Annotated in this window: 23 protein-coding genes and 1 pseudogene; 19 read left to right on the top strand and 5 right to left on the bottom strand. The window is 39.6% G+C overall.

Annotation, left to right across the window (positions count from 1 at the left end; genetic code table 11):
- The first annotated feature begins 3 nt into the window (after window positions 1–3).
- The 17 genes from rplE (at window position 4) to CQA40_RS04530 (ending at window position 10,125) form a co-directional block, all read left to right on the top strand.
- Window positions 4–549 carry a 50S ribosomal protein L5 gene (gene rplE, locus CQA40_RS04610; RefSeq protein ID WP_115519751.1) on the top strand — a complete coding sequence of 182 codons (546 nt, stop codon included), beginning with the start codon at window positions 4–6 and terminating at the stop codon, window positions 547–549.
- A gap of 1 nt (window position 550) precedes the next feature.
- Complete coding sequence (locus tag CQA40_RS04605) at window positions 551–736, top strand: type Z 30S ribosomal protein S14 (protein WP_023927904.1); 186 nt, start codon at window positions 551–553, stop codon at window positions 734–736.
- Window positions 737–747: 11 nt separating this feature from the next.
- Window positions 748–1,143, top strand: a complete 396-nt coding sequence (gene rpsH, locus CQA40_RS04600; protein ID WP_023927903.1) for a 30S ribosomal protein S8 — start codon at window positions 748–750, stop codon at window positions 1,141–1,143.
- A gap of 37 nt (window positions 1,144–1,180) precedes the next feature.
- Entirely contained in the window at window positions 1,181–1,717 is a 537-nt protein-coding gene (rplF, locus tag CQA40_RS04595; RefSeq protein ID WP_115519750.1) for a 50S ribosomal protein L6, read from the top strand.
- 53 nt (window positions 1,718–1,770) lie between these two features.
- Entirely contained in the window at window positions 1,771–2,127 is a 357-nt protein-coding gene (rplR, locus tag CQA40_RS04590; protein WP_115519749.1) for a 50S ribosomal protein L18, read from the top strand.
- Window positions 2,128–2,150: 23 nt separating this feature from the next.
- A complete protein-coding gene (gene rpsE, locus CQA40_RS04585) occupies window positions 2,151–2,591 on the top strand; it encodes a 30S ribosomal protein S5 (protein ID WP_023927900.1) in 441 nt (146 codons plus the stop codon).
- Window positions 2,592–2,615: 24 nt separating this feature from the next.
- Window positions 2,616–3,173 carry a 50S ribosomal protein L15 gene (rplO, locus tag CQA40_RS04580; protein ID WP_115519748.1) on the top strand — a complete coding sequence of 186 codons (558 nt, stop codon included), beginning with the start codon at window positions 2,616–2,618 and terminating at the stop codon, window positions 3,171–3,173.
- A 55-nt stretch (window positions 3,174–3,228) separates the two neighbouring features.
- On the top strand, window positions 3,229–4,488 hold the full coding sequence (secY, locus tag CQA40_RS04575) for a preprotein translocase subunit SecY (protein WP_115519747.1): 1,260 nt from the start codon (window positions 3,229–3,231) through the stop codon (window positions 4,486–4,488).
- Between the two features lies 1 nt (window position 4,489).
- Entirely contained in the window at window positions 4,490–5,248 is a 759-nt protein-coding gene (gene map / locus CQA40_RS04570; RefSeq protein ID WP_115519746.1) for a type I methionyl aminopeptidase, read from the top strand.
- A gap of 10 nt (window positions 5,249–5,258) precedes the next feature.
- The gene (gene infA / locus CQA40_RS04565) at window positions 5,259–5,477 is read left to right on the top strand and encodes a translation initiation factor IF-1 (protein WP_115519745.1); all 219 of its coding nucleotides are present in this window, start codon (window positions 5,259–5,261) and stop codon (window positions 5,475–5,477) included.
- Window positions 5,478–5,566: 89 nt separating this feature from the next.
- Window positions 5,567–5,680 (top strand): 50S ribosomal protein L36, encoded by a 114-nt coding sequence (rpmJ, locus tag CQA40_RS04560; RefSeq protein ID WP_023927895.1) that lies wholly within the window; start codon window positions 5,567–5,569, stop codon window positions 5,678–5,680.
- A 3-nt stretch (window positions 5,681–5,683) separates the two neighbouring features.
- Entirely contained in the window at window positions 5,684–6,052 is a 369-nt protein-coding gene (gene rpsM, locus CQA40_RS04555; RefSeq protein ID WP_023927894.1) for a 30S ribosomal protein S13, read from the top strand.
- Window positions 6,053–6,079: 27 nt separating this feature from the next.
- Complete coding sequence (gene rpsK, locus CQA40_RS04550; protein WP_115519744.1) at window positions 6,080–6,472, top strand: 30S ribosomal protein S11; 393 nt, start codon at window positions 6,080–6,082, stop codon at window positions 6,470–6,472.
- A gap of 9 nt (window positions 6,473–6,481) precedes the next feature.
- The gene (rpsD, locus tag CQA40_RS04545) at window positions 6,482–7,108 is read left to right on the top strand and encodes a 30S ribosomal protein S4 (protein ID WP_115519743.1); all 627 of its coding nucleotides are present in this window, start codon (window positions 6,482–6,484) and stop codon (window positions 7,106–7,108) included.
- A 21-nt stretch (window positions 7,109–7,129) separates the two neighbouring features.
- Window positions 7,130–8,143, top strand: a complete 1,014-nt coding sequence (locus tag CQA40_RS04540; protein ID WP_023927891.1) for a DNA-directed RNA polymerase subunit alpha — start codon at window positions 7,130–7,132, stop codon at window positions 8,141–8,143.
- A gap of 10 nt (window positions 8,144–8,153) precedes the next feature.
- Window positions 8,154–8,510, top strand: a complete 357-nt coding sequence (rplQ, locus tag CQA40_RS04535) for a 50S ribosomal protein L17 (protein WP_115519742.1) — start codon at window positions 8,154–8,156, stop codon at window positions 8,508–8,510.
- Window positions 8,511–8,715: 205 nt separating this feature from the next.
- Complete coding sequence (locus CQA40_RS04530) at window positions 8,716–10,125, top strand: glycosyltransferase family 8 protein (RefSeq protein ID WP_115519741.1); 1,410 nt, start codon at window positions 8,716–8,718, stop codon at window positions 10,123–10,125.
- Between the two features lie 295 nt (window positions 10,126–10,420).
- Here CQA40_RS04530 and gyrA read toward each other — a convergent pair whose 3' ends face one another.
- Window positions 10,421–12,919, bottom strand: a complete 2,499-nt coding sequence (gene gyrA / locus CQA40_RS04525) for a DNA gyrase subunit A (protein ID WP_115519740.1) — start codon at window positions 12,917–12,919, stop codon at window positions 10,421–10,423.
- A 310-nt stretch (window positions 12,920–13,229) separates the two neighbouring features.
- On the opposite strand from gyrA, the gene CQA40_RS04520 reads away from it, so the two are divergent.
- Window positions 13,230–13,676, top strand: coding sequence for a hypothetical protein (locus tag CQA40_RS04520; RefSeq protein ID WP_115519739.1), 447 nt, complete (start codon window positions 13,230–13,232; stop codon window positions 13,674–13,676).
- Window positions 13,677–13,783: 107 nt separating this feature from the next.
- Here the strand turns inward: CQA40_RS04520 and CQA40_RS04515 are convergent, their stop codons facing one another.
- From CQA40_RS04515 to hemH, 4 genes and pseudogenes are all read right to left on the bottom strand, one after another.
- Window positions 13,784–16,279 carry a hypothetical protein gene (locus tag CQA40_RS04515; RefSeq protein WP_115519738.1) on the bottom strand — a complete coding sequence of 832 codons (2,496 nt, stop codon included), beginning with the start codon at window positions 16,277–16,279 and terminating at the stop codon, window positions 13,784–13,786.
- A gap of 28 nt (window positions 16,280–16,307) precedes the next feature.
- Window positions 16,308–19,706: a cytochrome c biogenesis protein gene (gene ccsA / locus CQA40_RS04510; protein ID WP_115519737.1), complete on the bottom strand. Its 3,399-nt coding sequence runs from the start codon at window positions 19,704–19,706 to the stop codon at window positions 16,308–16,310.
- Window positions 19,707–19,744: 38 nt separating this feature from the next.
- On the bottom strand, window positions 19,745–20,488 hold the full coding sequence (locus CQA40_RS04505; RefSeq protein ID WP_115519736.1) for a thioredoxin fold domain-containing protein: 744 nt from the start codon (window positions 20,486–20,488) through the stop codon (window positions 19,745–19,747).
- A 196-nt stretch (window positions 20,489–20,684) separates the two neighbouring features.
- Window positions 20,685–21,644, bottom strand: a pseudogene (hemH, locus tag CQA40_RS04500) (ferrochelatase); the annotation flags it as partial.
- Window positions 21,645–21,926: 282 nt separating this feature from the next.
- Here hemH and CQA40_RS04495 point away from each other — a divergent pair.
- On the top strand, window positions 21,927–24,119 hold the full coding sequence (locus tag CQA40_RS04495; protein WP_115519734.1) for an autotransporter outer membrane beta-barrel domain-containing protein: 2,193 nt from the start codon (window positions 21,927–21,929) through the stop codon (window positions 24,117–24,119).
- Window positions 24,120–24,150: the final 31 nt, after the last annotated feature.

The following is a 24,150-nucleotide window of genomic DNA, read 5'->3' as shown; positions in this document are numbered from 1 at the left end:
TCAATGTTTGGACTCAAAACAAAGTATAACCAAGAAATAAAAGAGCAACTTAAGAAAGAATTAGATATTACCAATCCTATGCTGTTGCCAAAATTGGAAAAAATTGTCATCAGTGTTGGTGCAGGGGATTACTCAAAAGATTCTAAGATTATGCAAAACATTGCGGATACTATCTCAATCATAGCTGGACAAAAAGCGATTATTACCAAGGCAAAAAAATCAGTTTCTAGCTTTAAGACAAGAGAGGGTATGCCTGTGGGCGTAAAAGTAACACTTCGTGGGAATCAAATGTATAATTTTCTGGAAAAACTCATTGTGATTTCTTTACCACGCGTGAAAGACTTTAGAGGTGTGCCAAGAAATGGCTTTGATGGGCGTGGAAATTATAGCTTCGGATTAAATGAACAGCTTATGTTTCCTGAAGTTGTTTATGATGATATTATGGTAACGCACGGTATGAATATCAACATAATCACTTCAACACAAGATGACAAAGAGGCGTACAAGCTACTAGAGCTATTTGGTATGCCTTTCTCAAAAGGACGATAAAATGGCAAAAAAATCAATGATTGCAAAAACAAAACGAAAGGCTAAGTTTGGCGTGAGGGCTTATACACGATGCAAGGTATGTGGGCGACCTCACTCTGTATATAGGGATTTTGGGCTTTGCAGGGTATGCTTGCGAAAGATGGGCAATGAGGGGTTGATTCCCGGATTGCGAAAATCTAGCTGGTAAGGAGTGTAAAAATGGTAAATGATATTATTGCAGATTCTATAACAAGAATTCGCAACGCATCAATGAGGCGATTAGAGTCTACAACACTATACTATGCAAAGATTGTCGTTTCTATACTTGAGGTGTTTAAATCAAGGGGATTTGTCAAGGGGTATAGCATAAACGATAAAGACGGAAAGCAGTCTATCCTTGTCCAGCTTGCTTATGATGAGCGAGGCAAGTCTGTAATAAATGAAATCAAGCGCATAAGCAAGCCCGGACGCCGTGTATACAAAGGACATAATGAATTAAAGCGATTTAAAAATGGCTATGGCGTGATTGTGGTTAGCACGAGTAAAGGTGTGATTTCAAATGATGAGGCTCATCGACAAAATGTTGGTGGTGAGGCACTTTGTAGCATTTGGTAATTTTGATAAAGTTATAGTTAGCATAAGGAGAACGATTATGTCAAGAGTTGGAAAGCGACCTATATCTATCCCAGATTCTATTCAAGCAAGTGTAGAAGAGAGTAGGATTGTATTTAAAGGCGCAAAGGCAAGTAAAGAGCTAGAGACTCACGGGCGAGTAAAAATTGATTTGCAAAACAAAGAGCTGACTTTTAGTGCGGTGGATTCTACTCCGCAATCTCGAGCGTTTTGGGGCACTTATAGGGCTTTGGCGAACAATATTGTGCTAGGGCTTACAAGTGGTTTTAGCAAGACACTAGAGATAAATGGCGTGGGATACAAGGCTTCTGTGGCTGGTAAAACATTGGAGCTTGCTCTTGGTTTTTCTCACCCTATAAAGTATCCTATTCCTGATGGTATTGAAATGAGTGTGGATAAAAATCAGCTCATCATCAAAGGTAGCGACAAACAGCAAATTGGGCAGATAGCTGCAGAAATTCGCGAATTTCGCCCGCCAGAGCCATACAAGGGTAAAGGGATTAAGTATATTGATGAGACTATTATCCGCAAAGCAGGTAAAACTGCCAAAAAATAGTAAAATCATAATACAAAAATGACAGATATAAAATTAGGTAAAAGGATAGCAAAATGACACCAAAGATTTTAGAACTAAAAAAGACGCTACGACTTAAGCGAAAGGCTCGTATTCGTGGTAAAATTTCAGGCACGAAGTCTTGCCCTAGAATCACTATTTTTCGCTCCAATAAATATCTGTATGCTCAAGCTATTGATGATACGGTAGGTATGACTATCGCAAGCATTGATGGCAGAAAGTTAAAGATTGGTAACAACAAAGAAAATGCTAAGCAAATTGGTGGTATTTTTGCCAAAGATTTGCAAAAAAAAGGTGTTAGCAACGCTGTGTTTGACCGCAATGGATATTTATTTCACGGCGTTGTCAAAGAGTTTGCAGAATCTTTGCGAGAAAATGGCATCACGCTATAAGCTATGATAAAAAGGGAAACAAAATGGAAATCAATAGAGAAGAATTTAGCGAGGTTGTTGTAAATATCGGGCGCGTAACCAAAGTCGTAAAAGGCGGTAGACGCTTGCGATTTAACGCACTTGTAGTAGTAGGCAATCGCAATGGACTTGTTGGCTTTGGACTTGGCAAGGCAAAAGAAGTGCCCGATGCGATAAAAAAAGCCATTGATGATGCGTTTAAAAATATCATCAAAGTCAATGTCAAAGGCACAACTATCGCTCACGATATAGAATACAAATACAATGCTAGTAGAATTTTACTAAAACCTGCAAGTGAGGGAACGGGCGTTATTGCTGGTGGTTCTGCTAGACCTGTGATAGAGTTGGCTGGGATAAAAGATATTCTTACTAAGTCGTTAGGTTCTAGCAATCCTTACAATGTCGTTAGGGCGACTTTTGATGCTCTTTCAAAAATCAAAGCATAAAAATCAAATCCATAAGGAGAAAAAATGGCTTCTCTACATCTAATTAAACCTGCTAGCGGTAGCACTAAGGATATTAAGCGAGTAGGGCGCGGACAGGGTAGTGGAATGGGTAAGACTTCTACTAGAGGGGGTAAAGGACAAACTGCGCGAACAGGCTATAAGGCAAAGAGGGGATTTGAGGGTGGACAGCAACCATTGCAAAGACGATTGCCAAAAGTGGGCTTTGCAAGTCGAGTGCAAAAACCGTACACAATAAATGTCGATAAAATAAAGCAAGTTGCTGAATTATCACAAATCAGTATAGAATCTATCCATTCTGTGCATAAACTTCCTACATTTGCTCGTGGTTTGGATATTGCTGATTCTAAAGGCTCTGATAAAATCTCAAAAAAAACACAAAAAAAAGAAACTGTAAGCAAAAACACAAAAGAAGTAATAAAAGAGCCAAAAAAGCAGATTTTAGTCAAACTCATCGGCAAGGGAGCGAAATCACTCTCTGGCAAGATAAAAGATGATAGAATCTCGCTAAGTGGTGGCAATGCTAAACATACCAAGTCAAAATCTAGCCAAAAAGACGACTAAGATTATCATTCATATAAGTTTGCAAAGAGCAAAAAGTAAAAAAGAGTAAGAAGCGATGAATAAAACAATCATTAACAAGATTTTAATCACTTTGGCATTTCTTTTTGCATATAGAGTGTTAGCATATATTACTATTCCCGGGGTTGATTTGGTTGTTATCAAAGATTTTTTTGATACCAACCAAAGTAATGCGTTAGGGTTGTTTAATATGTTTAGCGGGAATGCAGTAGAACGATTAAGTATAATCTCGCTAGGTATTATGCCCTACATTACCGCTTCTATTGTTATGGAGCTACTTGCAGCGACTTTTCCTGCACTTGGTAAGATGAAAAAAGAGCGCGACGGTATGCAGAAATATATGCAGATTATCCGTTATGTAACTATTTTTATTACCGTCGTTCAAGCCATTAGTGTGTCATTTGGTTTGCGTAGTATCGGTGGTGGTAGCAATGGTGCGATACTTATCAATATGAGTGAATTTTTGGTAATATCTGTATTTTGTATGCTTACGGGGACTATGCTACTTGTGTGGATAGGTGAGCAGATTACCCAAAGAGGTGTGGGGAATGGCATTAGTCTTATCATTTTTGGTGGTATCGTTTCTGGGATACCAAGCGCGGTGGCTGCGACATTTAAGCTAGTAAATACAGGCGAAATCAATATCCTTAGCCTCATATTTATTGTTGCGATTATCATCGCTACGATTTGCTGTATCGTGTATATTGAACTAGCAGAGCGCAGGATTCCCATTTCGTATGCCCGCAAAGTCATTATGCAAAACCAAAATAAGCGCATTATGAATTACATTCCTATCAAGCTAAATCTTAGTGGCGTGATTCCACCCATTTTTGCTTCCGCGATTTTGGTGTTTCCATCTACGATTTTGCAGGCTTCTAGCAATCAATATCTCCAAGCTATTTCAGATTTTCTAAATCCAAATCAATATTTTTATAACATTTTAATGTTTGTGCTTGTGGTGTTTTTTGCGTATTTTTATTCTTCTATTGTGTTTAATGCAAAAGACATTGCTGATAATCTCAAGCGACAAGGTGGATATATCCCCGGTATGCGACCGGGAGAGGGGACATCTTCGTTTTTGAATTCTGTGGCAAATAATCTTACTTTGTGGGGCTCTTTGTATCTCGCGCTTGTTTCTACGCTACCTTGGATTTTGGTAAAGCTACTTGGTGTGCCGTTTTATTTTGGTGGGACAGCAGTGCTGATTGTCGTGCAAGTAGCTATTGACACGATGCGCAAAATAGAAGCGCAAATCTATATGAACAAATACAAAACGCTTAGTGCGGTGGGATTCTAGTTTGGCTATCATCATTCGTAGCAAAAAGGAGATAGATTCTATCGCAAAGTCATCTGCTATCGTAGCTAGTGCGCTAGATTTTGCTTCTAAAAACGCTAAAGCAGGAGTTAGCTTAAAAGAGCTAGATTCTATGGTGGAAAATCATATTTTACAAAGTGGTGGCAAACCTGCATTTAAGGGACTTTATGGTTTCCCAAATGCTACTTGTTTGTCGTTAAATGAAGTCATCATTCACGGAATCCCTACAAACTACAAACTAAAAGAGGGTGATGTTTTGGGTATTGATTTGGGTGTGGAGTGTGATGGTTGGTATGGTGATGGCGCGGTAAGTGTGGGGATTGGCAATATTAGCAAAAAAGATGAGGAACTCATAGCTTGCGCTAAGGATACGCTTTATGAAGCGATAGATTTTATCAAGGTGGGCTTGCATTTTAAAGAGCTAAGTTCGTTTTTAGAAGAAGCTATCCATTCAAAAGGATTTGTGCCTTTGAAAGGGTTTTGTGGGCACGGTATAGGCAGGAAGCCACACGATGAGCCTGAAATTCCAAATTACCTAGAATCTCCAAACCCAAAGCAAGGTCCCAAAATCAAAGAAGGAATGGTGTTCTGCATAGAGCCGATGATAGCGCAAAAAGACGGCGAGCCTGTGATTTTGGAGGATAAGTGGTCAGTGGTGGCAAAAGATAGGCTAAATGGTAGCCACTATGAGCATACTATCGCTATCCAAAGTGGCAAAGCTAGAATCCTAACAACAGCTTAAGGAGGTTAGATTGGCAAAAGATGATGTCATAGAAGTCGATGGCAAAGTGATTGAAGCATTGCCAAATGCGACTTTTCGCGTGCAACTTGATAATGGACATATCGTGCTTTGTCATATTGCGGGCAAAATGCGGATGCACTATATTAAGATTTTGCCCGGCGATACGGTAAAGATTGAGCTTACCCCATATAGTTTGGACAAAGGTAGAATCACTTATCGACATAAGTGAAAATAAGCGTGTTTTAAACTAAATTTGGGTAAAATCTCGGTTTTCAAAAATGATAGGCACAAATTTTGACACAAAAAGGAGTGATATAAATGAAAGTGCGACCATCGGTAAAAAAAATGTGTGATAAGTGTAAGATTATCAAGCGAAAAGGCGTGGTAAGAGTGATTTGCTCCACACCCAAACACAAACAAAGACAAGGATAAAAAATGGCGAGAATTGCTGGTGTAGATTTGCCAAAAAAGAAACGAGTTGAGTATGCGCTTACTTATATCTATGGCATAGGGCTGAAGAGTTCTAGAGATATTTTAAACGCTGTAAATATTTCTTTTGATAAGCGAGTTGATAATCTCAGCGAGAGCGAAGTTTCCGTGATTGCAAAGAAAATACAAGAGAGTTATGTTGTTGAGGGGGATTTGCGCAAAAAAGTGCAAATGGATATAAAATCCTTAATGGATTTGGGGAGCTATCGTGGTTTGCGGCATAGAAAGGGACTCCCTGTGCGTGGGCAAACGACAAAAAATAATGCTCGCACTAGAAAGGGCAAACGCAAGACTGTGGGCTCAAAAAGCTCATAATATTTGAGTGTTATACAAGGATAAGATATGGCAAAAACCACTACAAATAAAAAGCGGGTTGTAAAGAAAAATATTGCACGAGGGATTGTGTGTATTTCTGCAACCTTTAACAACACAAATGTAACTGTTACTGATGAAATGGGCAATGTCATCTGCTGGGCAACTGCTGGTGGGCTAGGATTCAAAGGGAGTAAAAAATCCACCCCTTACGCAGCACAACAAGCAGTAGAGAGTGCGCTAGCTAAAGCAAAAGAGCACGGTGTGAAAGAAGTCGGTATCAAGGTGCAAGGACCGGGAAGCGGACGAGAAACAGCGATAAAAAGTGTGGGTGCGACAGAGGGCATCAAGGTGCTTTGGCTAAAGGATATTACACCGCTTCCGCACAATGGTTGCAGACCACCTAAAAGACGAAGAGTGTAAGGAGGTAGTATGGCACGATATAGAGGACCAGTAGAAAAACTAGAGAGACGATTTGGCGTATCTTTGGCACTAAAGGGAGAGAGGAGACTAGCAGGTAAGAGTGCGCTTGATAAGCGTCCTTATGCGCCCGGACAGCACGGACAAAGGCGAGGTAAGATTTCGGACTATGGATTGCAACTGCGTGAAAAACAAAAAGCAAAGGCAATGTATGGGGTGTCAGAGAAGCAGTTTCGCTCTATTTTTGTGGAGGCAAATCGCTTAGAAGGCAATACGGGTGAAAATCTTATTCAGCTTATTGAGCGAAGGCTTGATAATGTCGTGTATCGTATGGGCTTTGCTACCACTAGGAGAAATGCTCGTCAGCTTGTTACACACGGGCATATTTTAGTCGATGGCAAGAGGCTTGATATTCCCTCATATATAGTCAAAGCGGGGCAAAAGATTGAGCTAAAAGAAAAAACAAAAAGTAATCCGCAAGTTGTTCGCGCACTTGATTTGAGCACTCAAAGCGGAATCGTAGCGTGGGTTGATGTTGATAAAGATAAGAAGTTTGGGATTTTCACGCGCTATCCTCAAAGAGAAGAAGTTGTGATTCCTATCGAAGAGAGACTTATCGTTGAGTTGTATTCCAAATAATGCAAAAAAGTAGGTGGTAATATGGATATTTTCAAGACAGTTCCTCACATTCCAAATGAGATTTTAGTAGAGGATATTGGCACAAATCGTATTCGTGTAAGTGTGTGGCCTTTTGAGCCGGGCTATGCTATCACATTTGCACATCCGTTGCGCAGGCTTATGCTATCTTGCACGCCGGGCTATGCGCCTGTTATGCTGCATATTGATGGCGTTTCTCACGAGTTTGATTCTATGCGTGGTGTGGTTGAAGATGTGACGCCTTTCATTATGCATCTTAAAAAGATTCGCTTTGCTAGCAAATCTAAAGAGTTGCAAAACACTATTCGCGTTAATTATAACTTCAAAGGTCCTATGGAGTTGAAAGGCGCACATTTGGTTACTGATGAAATTGATGTCGTAAACAAAGAGGCTCATCTTGCTACTATCAATGAAGACGCGAAGTTTAGCTTCTCACTTGTAGTGAAGCGCTCTATCGGCTTTAAGCCAAATGACTTGGTGCGCAAAGACAAAGATTTCACAGGCGAAATCGGGCTTATTCCTTTGGATGCACATTTTACACCTGTAAAAAAAGTCATCTACGAAATCCAAGATGTTCTTGTAGACGATAATCCAAACTATGAAAAAGTTGTTTTTGAGATTGAGTCAGATGGACAAGTAGAGCCACTTGATGTGTTTAAAAACTCTATTGCTATCGCACAGGCTCATATGAATATATTTGGCAGTGAAGTTTCAGTGCTAAATCCAGATATAAAGTTTCCACCAGATGACCCGATTGACTTAAAAACCTTGCTTATCAAAATAGACACGCTAAACCTTAGTACGCGTTGTTTTCATTGCCTTGATAAAATCGGTGTGCAATACATTGGTGAGCTAGCTATGATGCCAGAATCAACCCTAAAAGGTATCAAAAATATGGGCAAAAAATCTTTTGATGAGATTGCTGAAAAGCTTAGCTCTCTTGGCTATCCTATTGGCTCAAATCTACCTCCAGAAGTCCAAGCAGCGTTTAACAAAAAAATCGGCAAAACAAGATAAGGAGAATCTAATGAGGCATAATCACGGCTATCGTAAATTAGGCAGGACAAGCTCGCATAGAAAGGCATTGTTAAAAAACCTTGCTATTGCGCTTATTGCCAATGAAAAAATTGAAACAGGCGTATTTAAGGCAAAAGAATTGCAAACCTATATAGAAAAACTTGTAACTACTGCGAGGGTAGGGGATTTTAATGCACATAGACTTGTGTATGCGTATTTGCAAAATAAATCCGCTACCAAAAAACTATGCACAGAAGTTGCCCCACGCTATAAAGATACCAAAGGTGGCTACACTCGTATCAATCGCACTCGCACAAGGCGTGGAGATGCTTCACAAATGGCTACTATTGAGTTTGTGAAAGACTAGAAATTCATCGTAAAAAAAGTAGCTAAAAAATACAAAAATCATAAAAATCCATTTTTTACTTATCGCTAAAAAAGATTACTTAAGAGTTAGGTTTACAGAATCTAGCTCTTAGTAGTTTTTGGTTAGTTTTTTTATGTTGTTTTTGCTTGTCGTTTTTTTACAGCGTGAAATTTTATAAAACTTAAACATTACGGAGGTTTTTACAATGTTTCACATATCTTTTTGTGCCAATGAAGCGTATGCGAAATATACTGCTGTGCTGATAACTAGCATTATCCAAAGCACAGATAGCACAAAACGATTTAGAGATTTCTTTGCTACAAGAGAGAGAGAGAGTTTAAATCCTAAAAGTCTATTAAAAAATTCTCATTTAGATTCCTACCCAAAGCGCAATTATGATTCGCTAAGCGATGATGAGAGGCGCGAAGGCTACATTTTTCACATAATTAGCGATTTTTTAAGCGATGATTCGCGCACTAGATTTGTTCATCTTGCCAAAGATTTAGCTAAAATCTATCCTTGCGAGATTTGCATTCATATTTGTGATGACAAGCTATTTAGTGGACTTCCGCGTCTTAATGGCAATTATTTGACATATTTTCGCTTTTTTATCCCGCAATTCATACCACAAAATTGCGTTTCGTGCTTGTATTTAGACATTGATATGCTTGTGGTGGGTGATTTGCGTGAATTATTCGCACTTGATATGGGTGATAAATGCGTGGGCGTGGTAAAGGACTATATCGTAAGGAACTCGTTGCGTAAAAAACCAAAACTAATTGCCAAGAGAAGTGATTTTAGAGATATTGATTTTACAGGGACGCATTTTAACGCGGGGTTTTTACTGCTAAATTTACCCGAATGGAAAAAACAAAATATTGTGCAAAAAAGCTTTGAGGTTATGAAAAATTATCATTTGGATATGCACGACCAAGATACGCTAAATGCCGTGATAGTTGAGCAAAATCGCCTAAAACTTCCTTTTGAATTCAACCTCTTGCCACGCGCATTTTTGCAAAGTATTTGCAATGATGAATCCAATCATTTTAAATTTGACTACACGCGCAAAGAGATGGATTTTGCATTAAAAAATCCTGTGATTTTTCACTTTACAAGTGCTTGTGTGAAACAGTGGCAAAATCCAAAAATCTGCAATGTGCAAGGACAAAATATTAGTTTGCTTTGGTGGGAAGTCGCGCTAAAAACGCCACGATTTGCGGATATTTTGCAAAGCGAGTTTGAGCAATTAAGCGCAAATAGCGATAAAAATTACGAAAATCGCGTGGCGATTTATTTGCTAAAATGCGTCAAAAATTTTCTTGGATTTTTCGCTTTGCCCTTTGTGGTGGCAAAAATCTTTGGCAAGAATCCGAATGAGATTTTGAAATCGCGCAAATTTGGCGAATCTAGTGTCAAATCTTGTGGTGGCAAAACTAACGATTTACACAAACTAAGCCCAAGCGATTATAACTTTGCCTTTGAGCTATTTTATCTTTGTCAAAAATGCTGGAATAAGCGCAAAAGAGGCTATTTGCTAATCTTGCCACTTAGAGCAATCAAGCTAAAAATCCGTCATAATCGCTATGGTATAAATAGAATCGCAAACAATCCATAAGAACAAAATACTATATTGCTAGACTTTTGTAGTCAAAATTTAGTAAAAACCACAAGAATCAAATCCCCTCAAAAATAGTTTTATAACCTAAAGACTGCAAACTCCCCTCGACAACAAAACCCCTCATAAAGCAAAGATTCACTAAAAACTAAACTACACACGGGGATTACGCAAAATCTTAGAATCCGTAAAAAAAACATATACAAAATAGAATCTAAACAAATCCCTCCACTTTGGCTTATGGCTATTTTGGACTTATACTATCTAAATCCTACACTTTTTGATTATGTGTGGTTTAGAGATTTTCACCCCTTATATCACTTCTGCCCTCTACTTCATCTAGTTCATCTTCTTTGTCCTCTTTGGGGCAAGTAACAGCAAACGCCACCTTTTCGCCTGCGACATTTACGATTTTGACACCCATTGTGTTGCGTGCGGACTCTCGTATTGCTTCGGTATCTACGCGTATCATCTTGCCCTTGCTTGTTAGCACCATAAGGTCTAGTTTTTCATCATTTACATTTACCACGCTTACGAGATTCCCCGTCTTTTTGTCATCTATTTTCATTACGATGACGCCCTTTCCTCCGCGCGATTGTAAGCGATATGCACCTGCATTTGTTTGCTTGCCGATACCGCGCTCACTCACGGTTAGGAGTTTGTCTTCATCGCTTCCTATCGTGGTGGCTGCGATGACACAATCTCCTTTTTCTTTGAATCGTATACCTGTTACACCTCTAGCTACTCTGCCGATTTCTCTTGCATCTTGTATGGGGAATTTGATACACATTCCCTTTTGCGTGGCGATAAATAGCTCTTTTACTTCTTGGGTAATGATTCTAGCAGTTACGACTTCATCTTTTTCATCGAGGTTTATTGCTCGCACGCCCACGCTTCTTATGTTGCTATATTCGCTTAGATTTGTGCGCTTGATGATTCCGTTTTTGGTAAAGAATACTAGCGATTTGTCTTTGTTAAAATCACTTGTGGTGATTGTCGCCATTATTTTTTCATCAGCTTGGAGATTGATTAGATTTACCACAGCTTTGCCGATAGCGGTGCGCCCTGCTTCTGGGATTTTATAAACCTTTAGCCAATAAAGCTGTCCGCGATTTGTGATAAACATTATCGTGTCGTGGGTATTTGCCACAAAGAATGATTCTATAAAATCATCTTCGTGTGTATTGCCACTTATTTTGCCTTTGCCACCGCGATTTTGCTTCTCATAGGTTTTGAGTAGCACTCGTTTGACATAGCCTCTATGGCTCATCGTTACTACCACAGGTTCATTTGGGATTAAATCCTCTATGTCAATATTGTCATAATCCTCCTCAATCTGCGTCCTGCGCGGTGTGGAGAATTTATCTTTGATTTCGGCTAGCTCTTCTTTGATGATTTCTTTTAGTCGTTCTTCGCTTTTGAGGATTTTGCTTAGCTCATCAATAAGTTTTAGTAGCTCGGCATATTCGTTTTCGATTTTGTCGCGCTCTAGTCCTGTTAGCCGTTGCAAGCGCATTTCTAGGATAGCTTTTGCTTGCAGTTCGCTTAAGCCAAATTTGCTCATAAGCCCATTTTTTGCTTCTTCTGTGTCTTTGCTAGCGCGGATTAGGGCGATGACTTCATCGATATTATCTAGCGCGATTTTTAGCCCCTCTAGTATGTGCGCTCTAGCTTTTGCCTTTTCTAGCTCAAAAATCGTGCGGCGAATGATGATGGTTTTTCGGTGTGAGATAAAAATATTTAGCAATTCTAAGAGAGTGAAAATCTTTGGTTCTTTGTTGTTGACAGCGAGCAATATTATCCCAAATGTGCTTTCCATTGTTGTTGATTTGTAGAGATTGTTTAGCACGATTTCGCTCATTGCGTCTTTTTTTAGTTCGATGACTACTCGCATACCCTCTCTATCGCTCTCATCACGCACTTCGCTTATGCCATCAATGATTTTTTCTTTTGCTAGTTCGCTTATTTGCTCGACAAGTTTTGCTTTGTTTACTTGGTAGGGAATCTCATCAATGATGATAATGTCTTTTGTCTTGGTTTTTTCTATGTGGGTTTTGGCTCGCACTCGTATGCGCCCTCTACCCGTGCCGTAGGCATCAATTATGCCTTGCTTGCCGTAGATGATTCCACCTGTTGGGAAATCTGGTCCTTTGATATGCTCTAGTAGCTCATCAAGCGGTGCTTTTGGATTGTCTATCACGCAAAAAAGCGCGTCTATTATTTCATCGATTCTGTGTGGTGGTATGCTTGTCGCCATACCTACGGCGATTCCGCTTGAGCCATTGACAAGGAGATTTGGTATGCGTGTGGGGAGGACATCTGGTTCTTTTTGGGTGTCATCATAGTTTGGGACAAAGTCAACTGTGTCTTTGTCTATGTCGCGTAGCATTTCCTCGCTTGCTTGTGTCATACGCGCTTCGGTATATCGCATAGCAGCTGCGCTATCGCCATCAATTGAGCCAAAGTTGCCCTGCCCATCGACTAGCTCTAGCCTCATAGAAAAATCTTGGGCAAGCCGCACAAGTGCGTCATATACGGCGATATCACCGTGTGGGTGGTATTTACCGATGACATCACCTACGATTCTAGCGGATTTTTTATAGCTTGCACGAGAGCTTACGCCTAGCTCATTCATCGCATAGAGGATTCTCCTATGCACAGGCTTTAGCCCGTCTTTGGCATCGGGCAATGCCCTCCCCACGATGACACTCATCGAATAATCTAAATAACTCTCCTTAATGCTATCATCAATATTTATGTCTATGATATTTTTATCATCAAGTAGATTCTCCATTTGTCGCGCTCCTGCCAAAAGTTAAAAGGTGATTCTAGCTAAAGTTTGCTTAAAAGCAAATTGTTTTAGGCAAATTGTTCGGTGGCTTAAGTTTTGCTAGATTGCGCTAGATTTTGGTTTGTGTTTTTGATTTTTCTATGGATTTTTGTGAGGTGATTTTGTGGCGATTTTGGTGGCAATTTTTGATTAAACTTACTAAACTTTGCGCTATGAAAAAATCATTAAACAAAAATATTCTCAAACTTGCTATAATCGCCTTTTTTTGCATTGTTGCTGTTTTAAGCGATAAAATCTAAAAAGGAATCTAAATATGTTGCCACAGCTTAAAATCCTTTCTTACACTTCTTGCTTCTGTCGCACTTTTTTGCTTCTGGGCTTTTTTGGGAGTGTTTTTGTTTATGCCAAACCACTAAATAATATCGCAAGTATGTCTGTAAATATGGAGGGCAAAGAAATGTTTAAGCTTTTTGCAAGGCAGGATTACAAAATTTGGGGGCTTGATTATTGCGCGAATTATTCGCGTGATTTGAATGTAGAATCAGAGGGCAAAAAAGATATAGATTCCCTAAAAGAGCGGCTAAAATGGGGGGGCAAACGCCCTCTAAAAGAGCTACAAAACTATATTGACAAACACCACAAAATCCGCTCGCTTCTATCTTGCTTTGCTATGTATGACTCGCCAAACTACCATAACGAAGTGGAGCGAATCGTAAAAAAATATTGCAAAGACTGCTATTGTGAAAATTGCAAGAAATAGCACAAAATTTTAAGAACATAGCAAGAGCTACAATTCAAAGATAAAATCTATAAATTGCTTTTATAAATGTGGTTAAACTACTTTTACAAATGCACTAAAAAGCATAGCTAAAATTCTAGGAATTCATCATCATCTGGGGGTAATTCTGGGAGGTTTTTTTGCACTTGTGGGGAAGCAAAACTCCCGCTAATATTTATTTGCAAGCCCTCTACTATATTTGCATTCTGCATATTTGGATTTTGCGTATTTGAGTAGTTTTGTGGGCTTAGGTTTTGCGAGTTTGGATTTTGCTGATTTTGTGGCGAAATCATATTTGATTCTAGCTCTTTTGATTCTAGCCATTTGGGCGGATTTTGTGCTTGATTTTGAGGATTTAGCGATTCTTGTTGTGTGTATTTTTTGGGCTTTAGGGTTAGGGCGATTTGTAGATTTTGAGCGATTAGGTTTATTATGCAGCGAGTGGATTCTATTTTTTCACTTGGTGTGTCTATGCTTAGAGAGCAGTCATTTACGCCTGCGTTTAGCTTGGATTGCATATTTAGGGTCGTGGTGTTTTGCAGTGTGTTTATCGCATTTTGTGGTGTGGTTTGCAAATCCCCAAAATCTAGCCTATTTGATTCTAAGATATTTTCCAAATCCACCACTAAAGGAGAGGGGTTTTTGCTAAGCCCCTCAATCCCATAAAAACTTAAATCCGCGCTATTGATATTTGCTCCAAGATTGCTTGCTTGCAGGCTCATAGCCCCTTTGGCAAAGAGAAAATTATAGTTTGCACTCATCTGCGCTCTCCCCTCAAGCACGCTAGGCGCACCAAATAGGGCTAAAAGTTTTTCTAAAGCGATATTTTCCGCATTTATTTTTAGATTGTCCCCATTTAGCTCAAAGTGGCTTACCCCTCCTAGCGTGTTGCTTTTGCCATCGATTATGCTATTTTGTATGTCATAGTTTCCTTGCAAGTGCATATCTCCTTGAAGTTTTAAACCTAGCATTGCGCCTAAATTCGTGAGGTTGAAAATCTCTAAGTCATATTCGCCATTTTGACTAAAATCAAGCCTGCCAAGTGGGATTTCATAGTTATCTGTGATTTTAGCTTGGGTTTTTAGGGTCTTTAGATTAGTGCTAGCTTGGGCTAGTAAAGTGAGATTTGGCAGTATATCTTTTGGCGTGCTTGGCTTATCTATGATATTTTTGCGCGGTGTTGATTTTAGGGATTTTAGCTGGGAGGTTAGGGAGGATTTTAGGCTTATAGATAGCGCGCTCAAAAGATTGCCCTCTTGCGTGCCAAATCTTGCTTGCAAGCTAAGCAGATTTGCATTTGGATTGCGCTGAATCTTTTGATTTTTTTGGTTCTTTTGTATGATTAGATTTTTGGCGTTTAAAATTGCGTTTATATTGCTTTTTTCTCTTTTGGCGTGAAGTGTGGCTTTTGCCTTTAGGTCAAAAATCCCATAAAAATCATAAGGAAAATCCAAAATCTTGCTTGCGATAATAGAGGGAAAAGCCTTTAGCTCTAAGATATATTGTTTTATCTCAAAAAATCTCGCCCTAGCCAAAATATTTACTTGTGGGGTTTGATTGGCTGGATTTTGCATCATATTTAGGGCAAAGTCAAGCGCGGAATCAAGCAAAATAGAATCAGGGCTAGAATCAAGAAGTGGATTTTGCAGCGTCAAATCAGGCGAATCTAGCGTAAAATCAAGCGAGGTAGAATCTGTATTGTCTAGTTGTGTGCTTGGATGGGATAAATCAGGTAGTGAGGGAAGTGTATTTAGAGAGGGCAAGGGGGTTTGTGAGTTTTGGGAGCGAAAACGCTCCATAGTGTTTTCAAACGAACCAAAATCGTCCTCATCTTGTAAGTTTTGCACTTGTGAATATTGTTCTTTAGAGGTATGTGATATGGCTTGCTGCTCTATTTGGGCTAATCTTGTTTGTGTGGGTTGCACACTTGCGTGAGTGGCAAAGGTGTGAGTAGAAAGAGGGCGAGTGGCAAGAGAGTGATTGGCAAGATGGTAAGTAGTGAGAGGATTAAGCATTGCGTGAGAGGGTGTGGGCAAATATTCAAGCGCGGATATTTGACTAGATTCTTTTATGCTTGTGATAATGTAGTCTTTATATCTGCCTACAAAGCGCAGAGTGAAAAGATATGGAGAAGTATTTTGCACAGGATTTTGTGCTTGACTTTGTGCGGGATTTTGTGAAGTGAATGGGGGAGGATTTTGCAGATTATTTTGTGGAGTATTTTTTGTGGAGTTTGGTGCTGATTTATTTTGATTTGAGTGTTTTTGGCTTGCGCTAAGTGTATCGCTAAGTGCGTATCCTAGCTCATCAGTAGGGGCAAAATCTGCCAAAATATCAAATCCTTTTAGCGTGTATCTGCCTTTGAGATTAGATTTTAGAGTGTCTGCGATGATGAGCGATGCCTCTATCTTGCCAAAAGATATACGCAATGATTGGATTTTGGTGCGAATGGGTAGCTTATAGTTTAGCCCTGCTTGGAGTATGGGGGCTAAAATCTTGTTGCCAAATGAGGTAAAAAGCAAAAGATTTGCGCTCACTATGAGCGTGGCTAGAAATACCCCAATGCTTAAAAGAATCTTGCGCAATGCTTTGCCTTATGTGTAGCTTTGTGTCTTAATACACGCCTTTTAGCTTTCGTCTAAAAAACGCAAAGACTATCAAAGCAATCGTGCCAAGCACAAAGGCATAGACATACCATTGTATGACGATGGGGTCGCCAGAGGCATAAGAATGTTTGCCTGATAGGAAATAATTTACCCCAAAATAAGTCATCAAAATACTATAAAACGACAGCACAGACGCGCTTGCAAACACAAATGGCATATTTGCAAACCCCATAAACCGCAAGTGCAAGACAATGGCATAGATTCCTATACTAATTAGTGCCCAAGTCTCTTTTGGGTCCCAGCCCCAATACCTCCCCCAAGACTCATTAGCCCACACCGCGCCCAAAAAATTACCAATAGTCAAAAACAAAATCCCCAAAATCATACTCATTTCATTGATAGCACCAACTGAAAAAATCGCTTTGTCAATGTTTGCCCTGCGCTCGCTTCGTAGCAAAAATAGCACAAGGCTAAACACACTAAGCATAAAGCACAATCCCAAAAATCCATATCCAGCTGTAATCACGCTTACGTGGATATTTAGCCAATAAGATTTTAGCACGGGGACGAGGTTTGTGATTTGTGGATTCATAAACCCAGCGTGCGCGACAAAAAGGCTAATACCAGATAAAAAGCTAGAAGCACACAATGCCAAAATATATCGCCTAAAAAACACCACTCCAGCTATGCCACTAGCCCACGCAATATATAGCATAGACTCATAGGCATCACTCCACGGGGCGTGTCCAGCGACATACCAGCGCAAGATAAGCCCAAAGCTATGTGCTAGCACAAACACCCCCAAAGATCCAAAAATACCATAATACAGCCCCTTTGGCAATGCCCTATCTTGCACGATAAAAACAAGCACCACTATAAATCCTGCAAATCCCAAAATCATATATGGAAAAATCAGTTTTTCAAAGATATTGTAATGATTTAGGGCGACTTCCCACTCGACTTGCGATTGGCTTAGGTAGTCGCTTCCACCATTGCTTTCTTGGTAGGATTCTATCGCTTTTAGGGCGATATTTGCGTTTTTCCAAGAATTAGTGATTGTCCCTTCTAGCACGCTAAATTGGAGCATATTTATCATCGAGGCTTGCACTTCAAAGAGTTTGGATTGCTCCTCATTTAGCATTTTTTGCATATATAGCACCATAAGTTCGCTAGGAGAAAACCACCTTTTGCTTTCTCTATCGGGGAAAATTCTTAGAGTAAGGAGGTTTTGGGTGTTGGTAAAAATCTCAAATCGCTCACTAACAGCGATGACATCTTTGTCAAATTTGCTATGCTCGCTAGCGGGGATTCTGCTTGTTTCAGCTAGGTAGTTGTGTAGCTTTGATTCCCCTAGATTGCTATCATAAATATCAAGCCAGCTTACATATTTTTTGTCTTTTGGTGTGCCCAAAATCTCACGCAGTCTTGGCGTGTCTGTGGCGATAAATTTCACCCTCATCCAATCATTTGGAAAAGCGATGATTCCTAGCAGGACTTCGACATTGCTAAGCCCGCTAAATCCGTCTTTTTTGTGGATTTTGTGCACAAATTCCATAGCAATGGTATCAAAAGGCTTGATTCGCCCTGCAAAGTCTTGCACTTGGATTTTGCCAAACCGCGCTTGAAACTCGCTAGCATTTGCCTTTAGTAGATTTTGCCTCTCTTGTATGTCCTCATCTTTTAGGAGATATGGGCTGATACGAGCGTCATTTAGAGCTTTTTCTAGTGTGGGAGAGAGATTTAGAGAATCTGCACTTGGCAGGGACATATCTTGCATATTTGGGTGTGGGTTTTGCGGTGCTTGGCTAGTGCTTTGCGTGCTTGATTGCGTGGCTTGCTTAGATGATGAGTGCGTTTGTATATTTTGGGCTTTGCTTGAATCTGCGATAGTGTTTTGCGTGGTAGCAATAAGTGCGAGTGAGGCAAGCGCAATGCCTATAACGCTAGATTTTAGCGTGGACTTTTTTGTGGTTTTGTTTGTGTTTTTCTTGGACTGATTGGTTTCTTGCATTTTTTTAGGTCGTCCCCTTTTGGTGCTTGTAGAATCTGTTTTGGAATCTGTTTTAGACTTTGCTTTGGAATTTGCTTTTGACTTTGCTTTGGAATCCGTTTTGGAGATTGTCTTTGAATCTATTTTTAAATCCACATTAGAATCTACAACAGAATTTGCTCTATCTTTTGTGCTAGATTCTTTTGGTTTTGGGAAATCGCTAGATTTTGCGCTAGATTCTGCCTCGCTATATTGCGTGCTAGATTCTGCATTGTGTAGATATTTTGCAAGCGTCCTAAATCGCCCATTTTTGTCAAATAGCACCAAAAGCCCAGCCAAAATCAAAAGCGCGTAGCCTATGTAGGTTGGGATTTTGCCGGGGTCGTTATTGACAGATAGCACGCTAGTGTAGGAGTTTGTCTCATCATCAAAGTAGTAATTGCTCTGATAAAATCGATACCCGCCAAAATCTAGCGTGTGATTCATATAGATTCTAAATGGAAACAAAATCTTGTCATTTTCATCTAGCACTTCGACTTGTGAGGCATAAGAGGAGGGATTTTCTGTGCCTGCGTAGGTTTTTTTCTCAAATTCTAGCAAGCGGATTTGGAAAGGCAAAGCCACTTTTTTTGCCCCCCAATGAAATCCAAACTTCATTCCTCCTATTTCTACGCGCAAGATTCTATGCTCATTAGAGCCACCTAGTCCGCCTAGTAGGGTTATTTCTTGTGTATCGCCATTGTAGCTTACTTCTAGGGTTAGGAGCATTTCTCTATTTTTTAGATTTTCTTCTTGTGGATTTGGTGGGGTTAGGGCTATATCTTTAGATACTATGTGTAAAGGTTTGCCAAAAATCTCTACAACCTCATTGATTTTTGGTTTGGCAAAAAATGTCCCATACACGCTAATATCCGCGCCTACAAATTGTGGTTGTGCTTTTTGCCAATTTTCATCAATCGCAGAGATATTTATATAGTTTTGGCTTGAATAATAAAAATCTGCTTTTTGATTTTCGCTTATGATAAACATTCCCTCCTTGCCAAAGTAGCGCGTGATACCTGCACCGATGATGATGATGATAAAAGAGAGGTGCAAGAGTGCGGAAGCGTATTTTTTGCGTGGCAATGAGCGATAATGGATAAAGCTCGCAATAAGTGCGAAAATAAGGTAAATATGCAAAAACGCAAACCACCACGAATTATACACAATCGCCCTTGCAGCAATCGTGCCATAGTCGTTTTCGATAAAAGTCGCTACTGCGCAAGAAAGTGCGTAGAAAAACATAATTGGCAAAATCACCCAAAATGAGTAAAAAATGCTAAGCAGTGATTCTTTTTGTGATTGTTTTTTGGGCTGCGAGTTTGTGCTTTGTGGATTTTTGTTTAGTTTTGTGCTTAATTTTGAGAAAAATGCCATTGTTGTCCTTTTGTTGTGATTTGTTGTGTTGTGATTTACTAGAAATTATTTTGTTCCCACGCTTTTTGTAGCTCTTTTTGCACAAGTGTGTTTAGCTTTTTTTCATCATCTTTTGCTTCGCGCCATTTCTCGCTTGTGATAAAGTCTAGCAACGCCCTAAACTGCACAGGTGGCAAGTAGCTAGGGTATTGCAAAATCGTCTGCCCTTCCTTGCTAGCTAGCACGATAGTGGGCGTGGGCGACACAGCATAGATTTGGGCTAGCTTTTTGGTGGGGAGTTTGACTTCTTTTATGCCCTTTTGTGCGTTGTTTTGTGTGGTGTTTGGTGTGCTTGATTGGGCGATTTTGAAGTTGTGGATTTTGGCATAGCTTAGGTTTATATAATACGCGCTAAAATCCTCTCCTATGGTTTTTTGCAGGGCTTCATCTTGCTTAATGTCGTTTTTTAGATTTTCGCAATATTTGCAACCATTTGCCCCAAATATCAGTAGCATATACTTGCCATCAGGGCTAATCTCTTTGGTATCTTTGAAAATATGCTCTAGCCCAGAATAAGAGTTTTTGTCTAAATCACTAGAATCTATGCTTTGGCTAGCTTCATCTTTGCAGCCACTTAGCAGCGTGGCATTTAGAGCTAAGAGAGCGTAAAAAAACGGCAAAAATGCGATATGTGCGAAGTGATTTTTGCGCTTTTTTAGCTTTGTTAGCAAATGGCTTAAGTTATTTTTGTCTAAGTGATTTTGTTTGATTTTTTTGAGATGATTTTGCGTTGGATTAGGCATTTGATTTTCCTTTTTTGTGATTTGTTTGGGGATTTTTGCTGTGTTTTTGTTTTGGTTTGGGTTTGTTGCTAGTTTTTGCATTGATAGATTTGTGTGGTTTTTTGGATTTGCTAGATTTTGGTTTAGGTTTTGTGTTTGGTTTTTTTGCTGATTTTGCGGGGGCGATTTGCTGTGTGGTGTGCTTTTGTAGGGCTTGATTTGCCAAGTCTATGATGACTTTGGCAAAGCCCTCTTTGTCATTTAGACACTCACACACGCGATAATCACGCACCCCAAAAGAATCTGCTAGCTCTTTGTATTGGATTTTTAGCTCATAGTCGGTTTCAGAGTTGTCTATGGTAAAGGCAAGTGGGTAGATGATGATTTTGCTATCTTTGTGTGCGGATATGGTGTCTTTTGTGCTTGGCTCTATCCAGCGCATAGGTCCTACTTTGCTTTGAAAGCAAAGCACGATTTTGGCAAAATCCACCCCCCTAGATTGCAAGATTTTGTATATTATTTGTTTGCCCCTCTCGCAATGCTCCACATAGCAATCGCCCTTTTCTATAAGACTTTTTGGTAGTCCGTGTGCGGAGAGTAGTAGCACAAACTCCTTGCTATCTGCGCCATCTAGTGTGGAGATAATCTCATCTGCGATTAGCTCATAAAAAGGCTCATACTCGCTAAAATGCTCTACCACACTCACGCGAGGTGCATACTCTAGGGACTTTAGGCAGGATTTGGCATCAAGCAAGGAAGAGTAAGTAGTAGCGGTAGAAAACTGCGGGTATAGGCTAAAAAGCACCAAATCTTGCACTCCTTGTGCTTTCAAATCAGCTAGGACATCTTTGCAAAATGGTGGGGAATATCTCATCGCATAGCTATAAGTCTTGCTAGAATCTAGCGCATTTAGCGCGGAAGTGAGGGCAAAAGTATGCTTGATAAGCGGGGAGTAGCCGCCTATTTTGCGGTAGTTTTCTTTGACAGATTCTAGTCGCTTGGATACGATTATGTTGCCTACCATTTTGCGAATCAAGCTGTTTTTTATAGGCAAAAGCAATGGGTCAGCAAAAATGTTTTTTAAAAACGGCTCTACGCCTGAAATATCGGTGGGTCCTCCCATATTTAGAAGCAAGACAGCGGTTTTGGGAGTGGAATCGGGGGATTTTTGTATCATTTATAACCCTCTTTTAAAAAATAAATCAAAATCTTAGCAAAATCCAAGCAAGATATTGCAAACAAATTATATTTGTAGCACCTTGCTTTGCTAAAAGATTTTGCTAAAGGCATAAAATTTGCTTAAACTAAGGAATCAAAAAGGAGTCAAAATGACAGCTACAATAAATCACAAAAAACAAAATCTAACACAAAGTATTTTGCACAAACTCTCTCTCTCTCTCTCTCTCTCTCTCTCTCTCGTAAAAGACTAGCTTTATTAACTGCTTCTTTATCTTTTTGTTTGCTTTCAAATTTTGCAAATGCTACGACTTATACAGAAACAAAAGGTTTTATAGACAAAGGGAATGGCGTATATGCTTATGAGAATTTCACCGAAACTAGCATATTCCTTGGGGGTATAAACGAACTTGGCTCACAGCTACGAAGAAAAGGTGCTTCTTATTTTGTCATTTCCGCTCCACAAGCGACTATCACTTCTTATAATGATATAGTTGCCAATGGTGGTGAAAATTCTCTTGGTTTCACTATCAGCGCAAAAGAGCTATTGCTTAGCCCCTATCTTGCTGATGCGAGTATGACTATATCACAACCATCAACTATCAATGCAAATCTCACCTTGCAGGGTGGTAGTCTAGAGGTTCGCACAGGGATAATGAAAATATATGACAATAACTTAGAACAAACTATGACTTTTAATGGAAGCCTAAAACTAAATGGCAATCTAAGCACGCAAGGTGCACAAATCAGCAATGTAGCTGGAGGGGTAAATAGAGGGCGTATCATCGTTAGCGGAAAAAGCAATATAACAAATACGAGCTTTTCAATCATCTCTAATGATTTTCAAGGAAACACTCAAACAAAGGTGCTAGTGCTTACCTCAAATGGTGGAATCACTTTGGGAGGTGGAAACACTGCTAGTTTTTGGGATATACATAGAGACATTACTATGCTAGAAAAAACTTATGATTTTGAGGTTTTGGACAAAAATAGCAAGAAAAGAGGTGCTATGATAGGATATGGTGGCGATATATTTGGTGCTAAACTAAAGCTGGAAAGAAATAATCTCTATGCTATGAAAGCAGTGGGTGAGAAAACGCTAAAAGAGCTAAAATCTGCTTTGATTGATATGGATATAGACGCGATATACGCGGAGCTATTTGAAATTGGAGCTGCAGAAAGTGCAGGTATAGATAGTGGATATTCACAAAGTGAAAAGACAAAGCTACAAGAACTAAAAGCAAGACTAGAATCCCTAAAAACCCAAGTGGAAAAACAAACAGACACCCAAATCGCAAAAGAATATAATGAAAAGTATGGCAATCAAGCAGGCGATATGCTACTCTCTGCCTTGCAATCAAAAAATCAAGATATAAAAGATAGTGCTGGTGCGATTATCGGCAGTGATTTGTTTTTTGGCTATGCAAAAGGGGCGATACAAGAGAATGTAAATACAGCTAAACAGACTTTACAAAATAGCTATTATGACAGTGCTATAACTGTTCAAAATATGCAAACGCAAATGGCTATACTTGAGCGAGTATCGCGATTTTCAAATCCATTTCAAAATATTCGCTACGCGCTAAACACTGCAAAAGCGAGTGTGGAAGATAGCGCAAGCAAAAATGATGCTTTAAGCCAAGCACTCACTACAAACGCATATTTTAGAGAGAGTCTACAAAATAATTTTTGGGCAAATGTATTTGGCGGGGCAAATATCATCGGGCAAAATTCAGGTGCGCTATATGGTATAAATGCGGGCTATGATAGGGATTTGGGGGTGCATTTTGTGGGTGGATATATAAGCTATGCCTATTCTACAATCAAAGATACAAATATCACGCAAAATAGCAACAATTTGCAGTTTGGTGGGTATGCGCGTCTTGTTTTTGAGAAAAATGAAGTGGATATAAAAGCATTTGGGCAAGTAGCGATAACCAAGCAAAATCGCTATGTTGTATCCACTCAAAATGAAGCAGATTTTGCGCGTGGATTTGTGGGTGTGAGTGGGACTTACGGGTATATTTTTACGCCACATAAGATGTTTGTAGCAAAGCCACTCATTGGACTAAATCTTTATTACAACCACACGCCAAAATACAGCGAAAATGGCGACTTGGCACTAGAGATAAATGCGATAAATAGTGTCAATATTAGCTTAGATTTTGGTGCGGATTTGCGTGGCTATTGGAATGCGGATAGTTTCTTTTATATAACACCAAAGTTTGAACAATATGTGTTAGTAAAAGGTGGCGATTTTGTGAGTGCGTTTGTAGGCTCGCCTACGACTTTTAGTATTTCTAGCACTCCACCGCTCAAAACTTATTTACAAACGATTGTAGGGGCAGATATTGGCGTGTATAATGGTGTTACAATTACACTAAGTGCAGGTGTCAAACAAATCATCGCAGGCAAAATACAAGATAAAAACGAAACTTTTGTAAGTGGGAATTTGGGGGTAAGGTATAGATTTTAGATTTTGGTTTGGGAGCTTTATAATCTGCTTT

The sequence above is a fragment of the Helicobacter sp. MIT 01-3238 genome, from assembly GCF_003364135.1.
In the GTDB taxonomy this organism is placed as follows: domain Bacteria; phylum Campylobacterota; class Campylobacteria; order Campylobacterales; family Helicobacteraceae; genus Helicobacter_B.
Note: the sequence above shows the minus strand (reverse complement) of the source record. Positions and strands in the feature narration are given on the sequence as shown.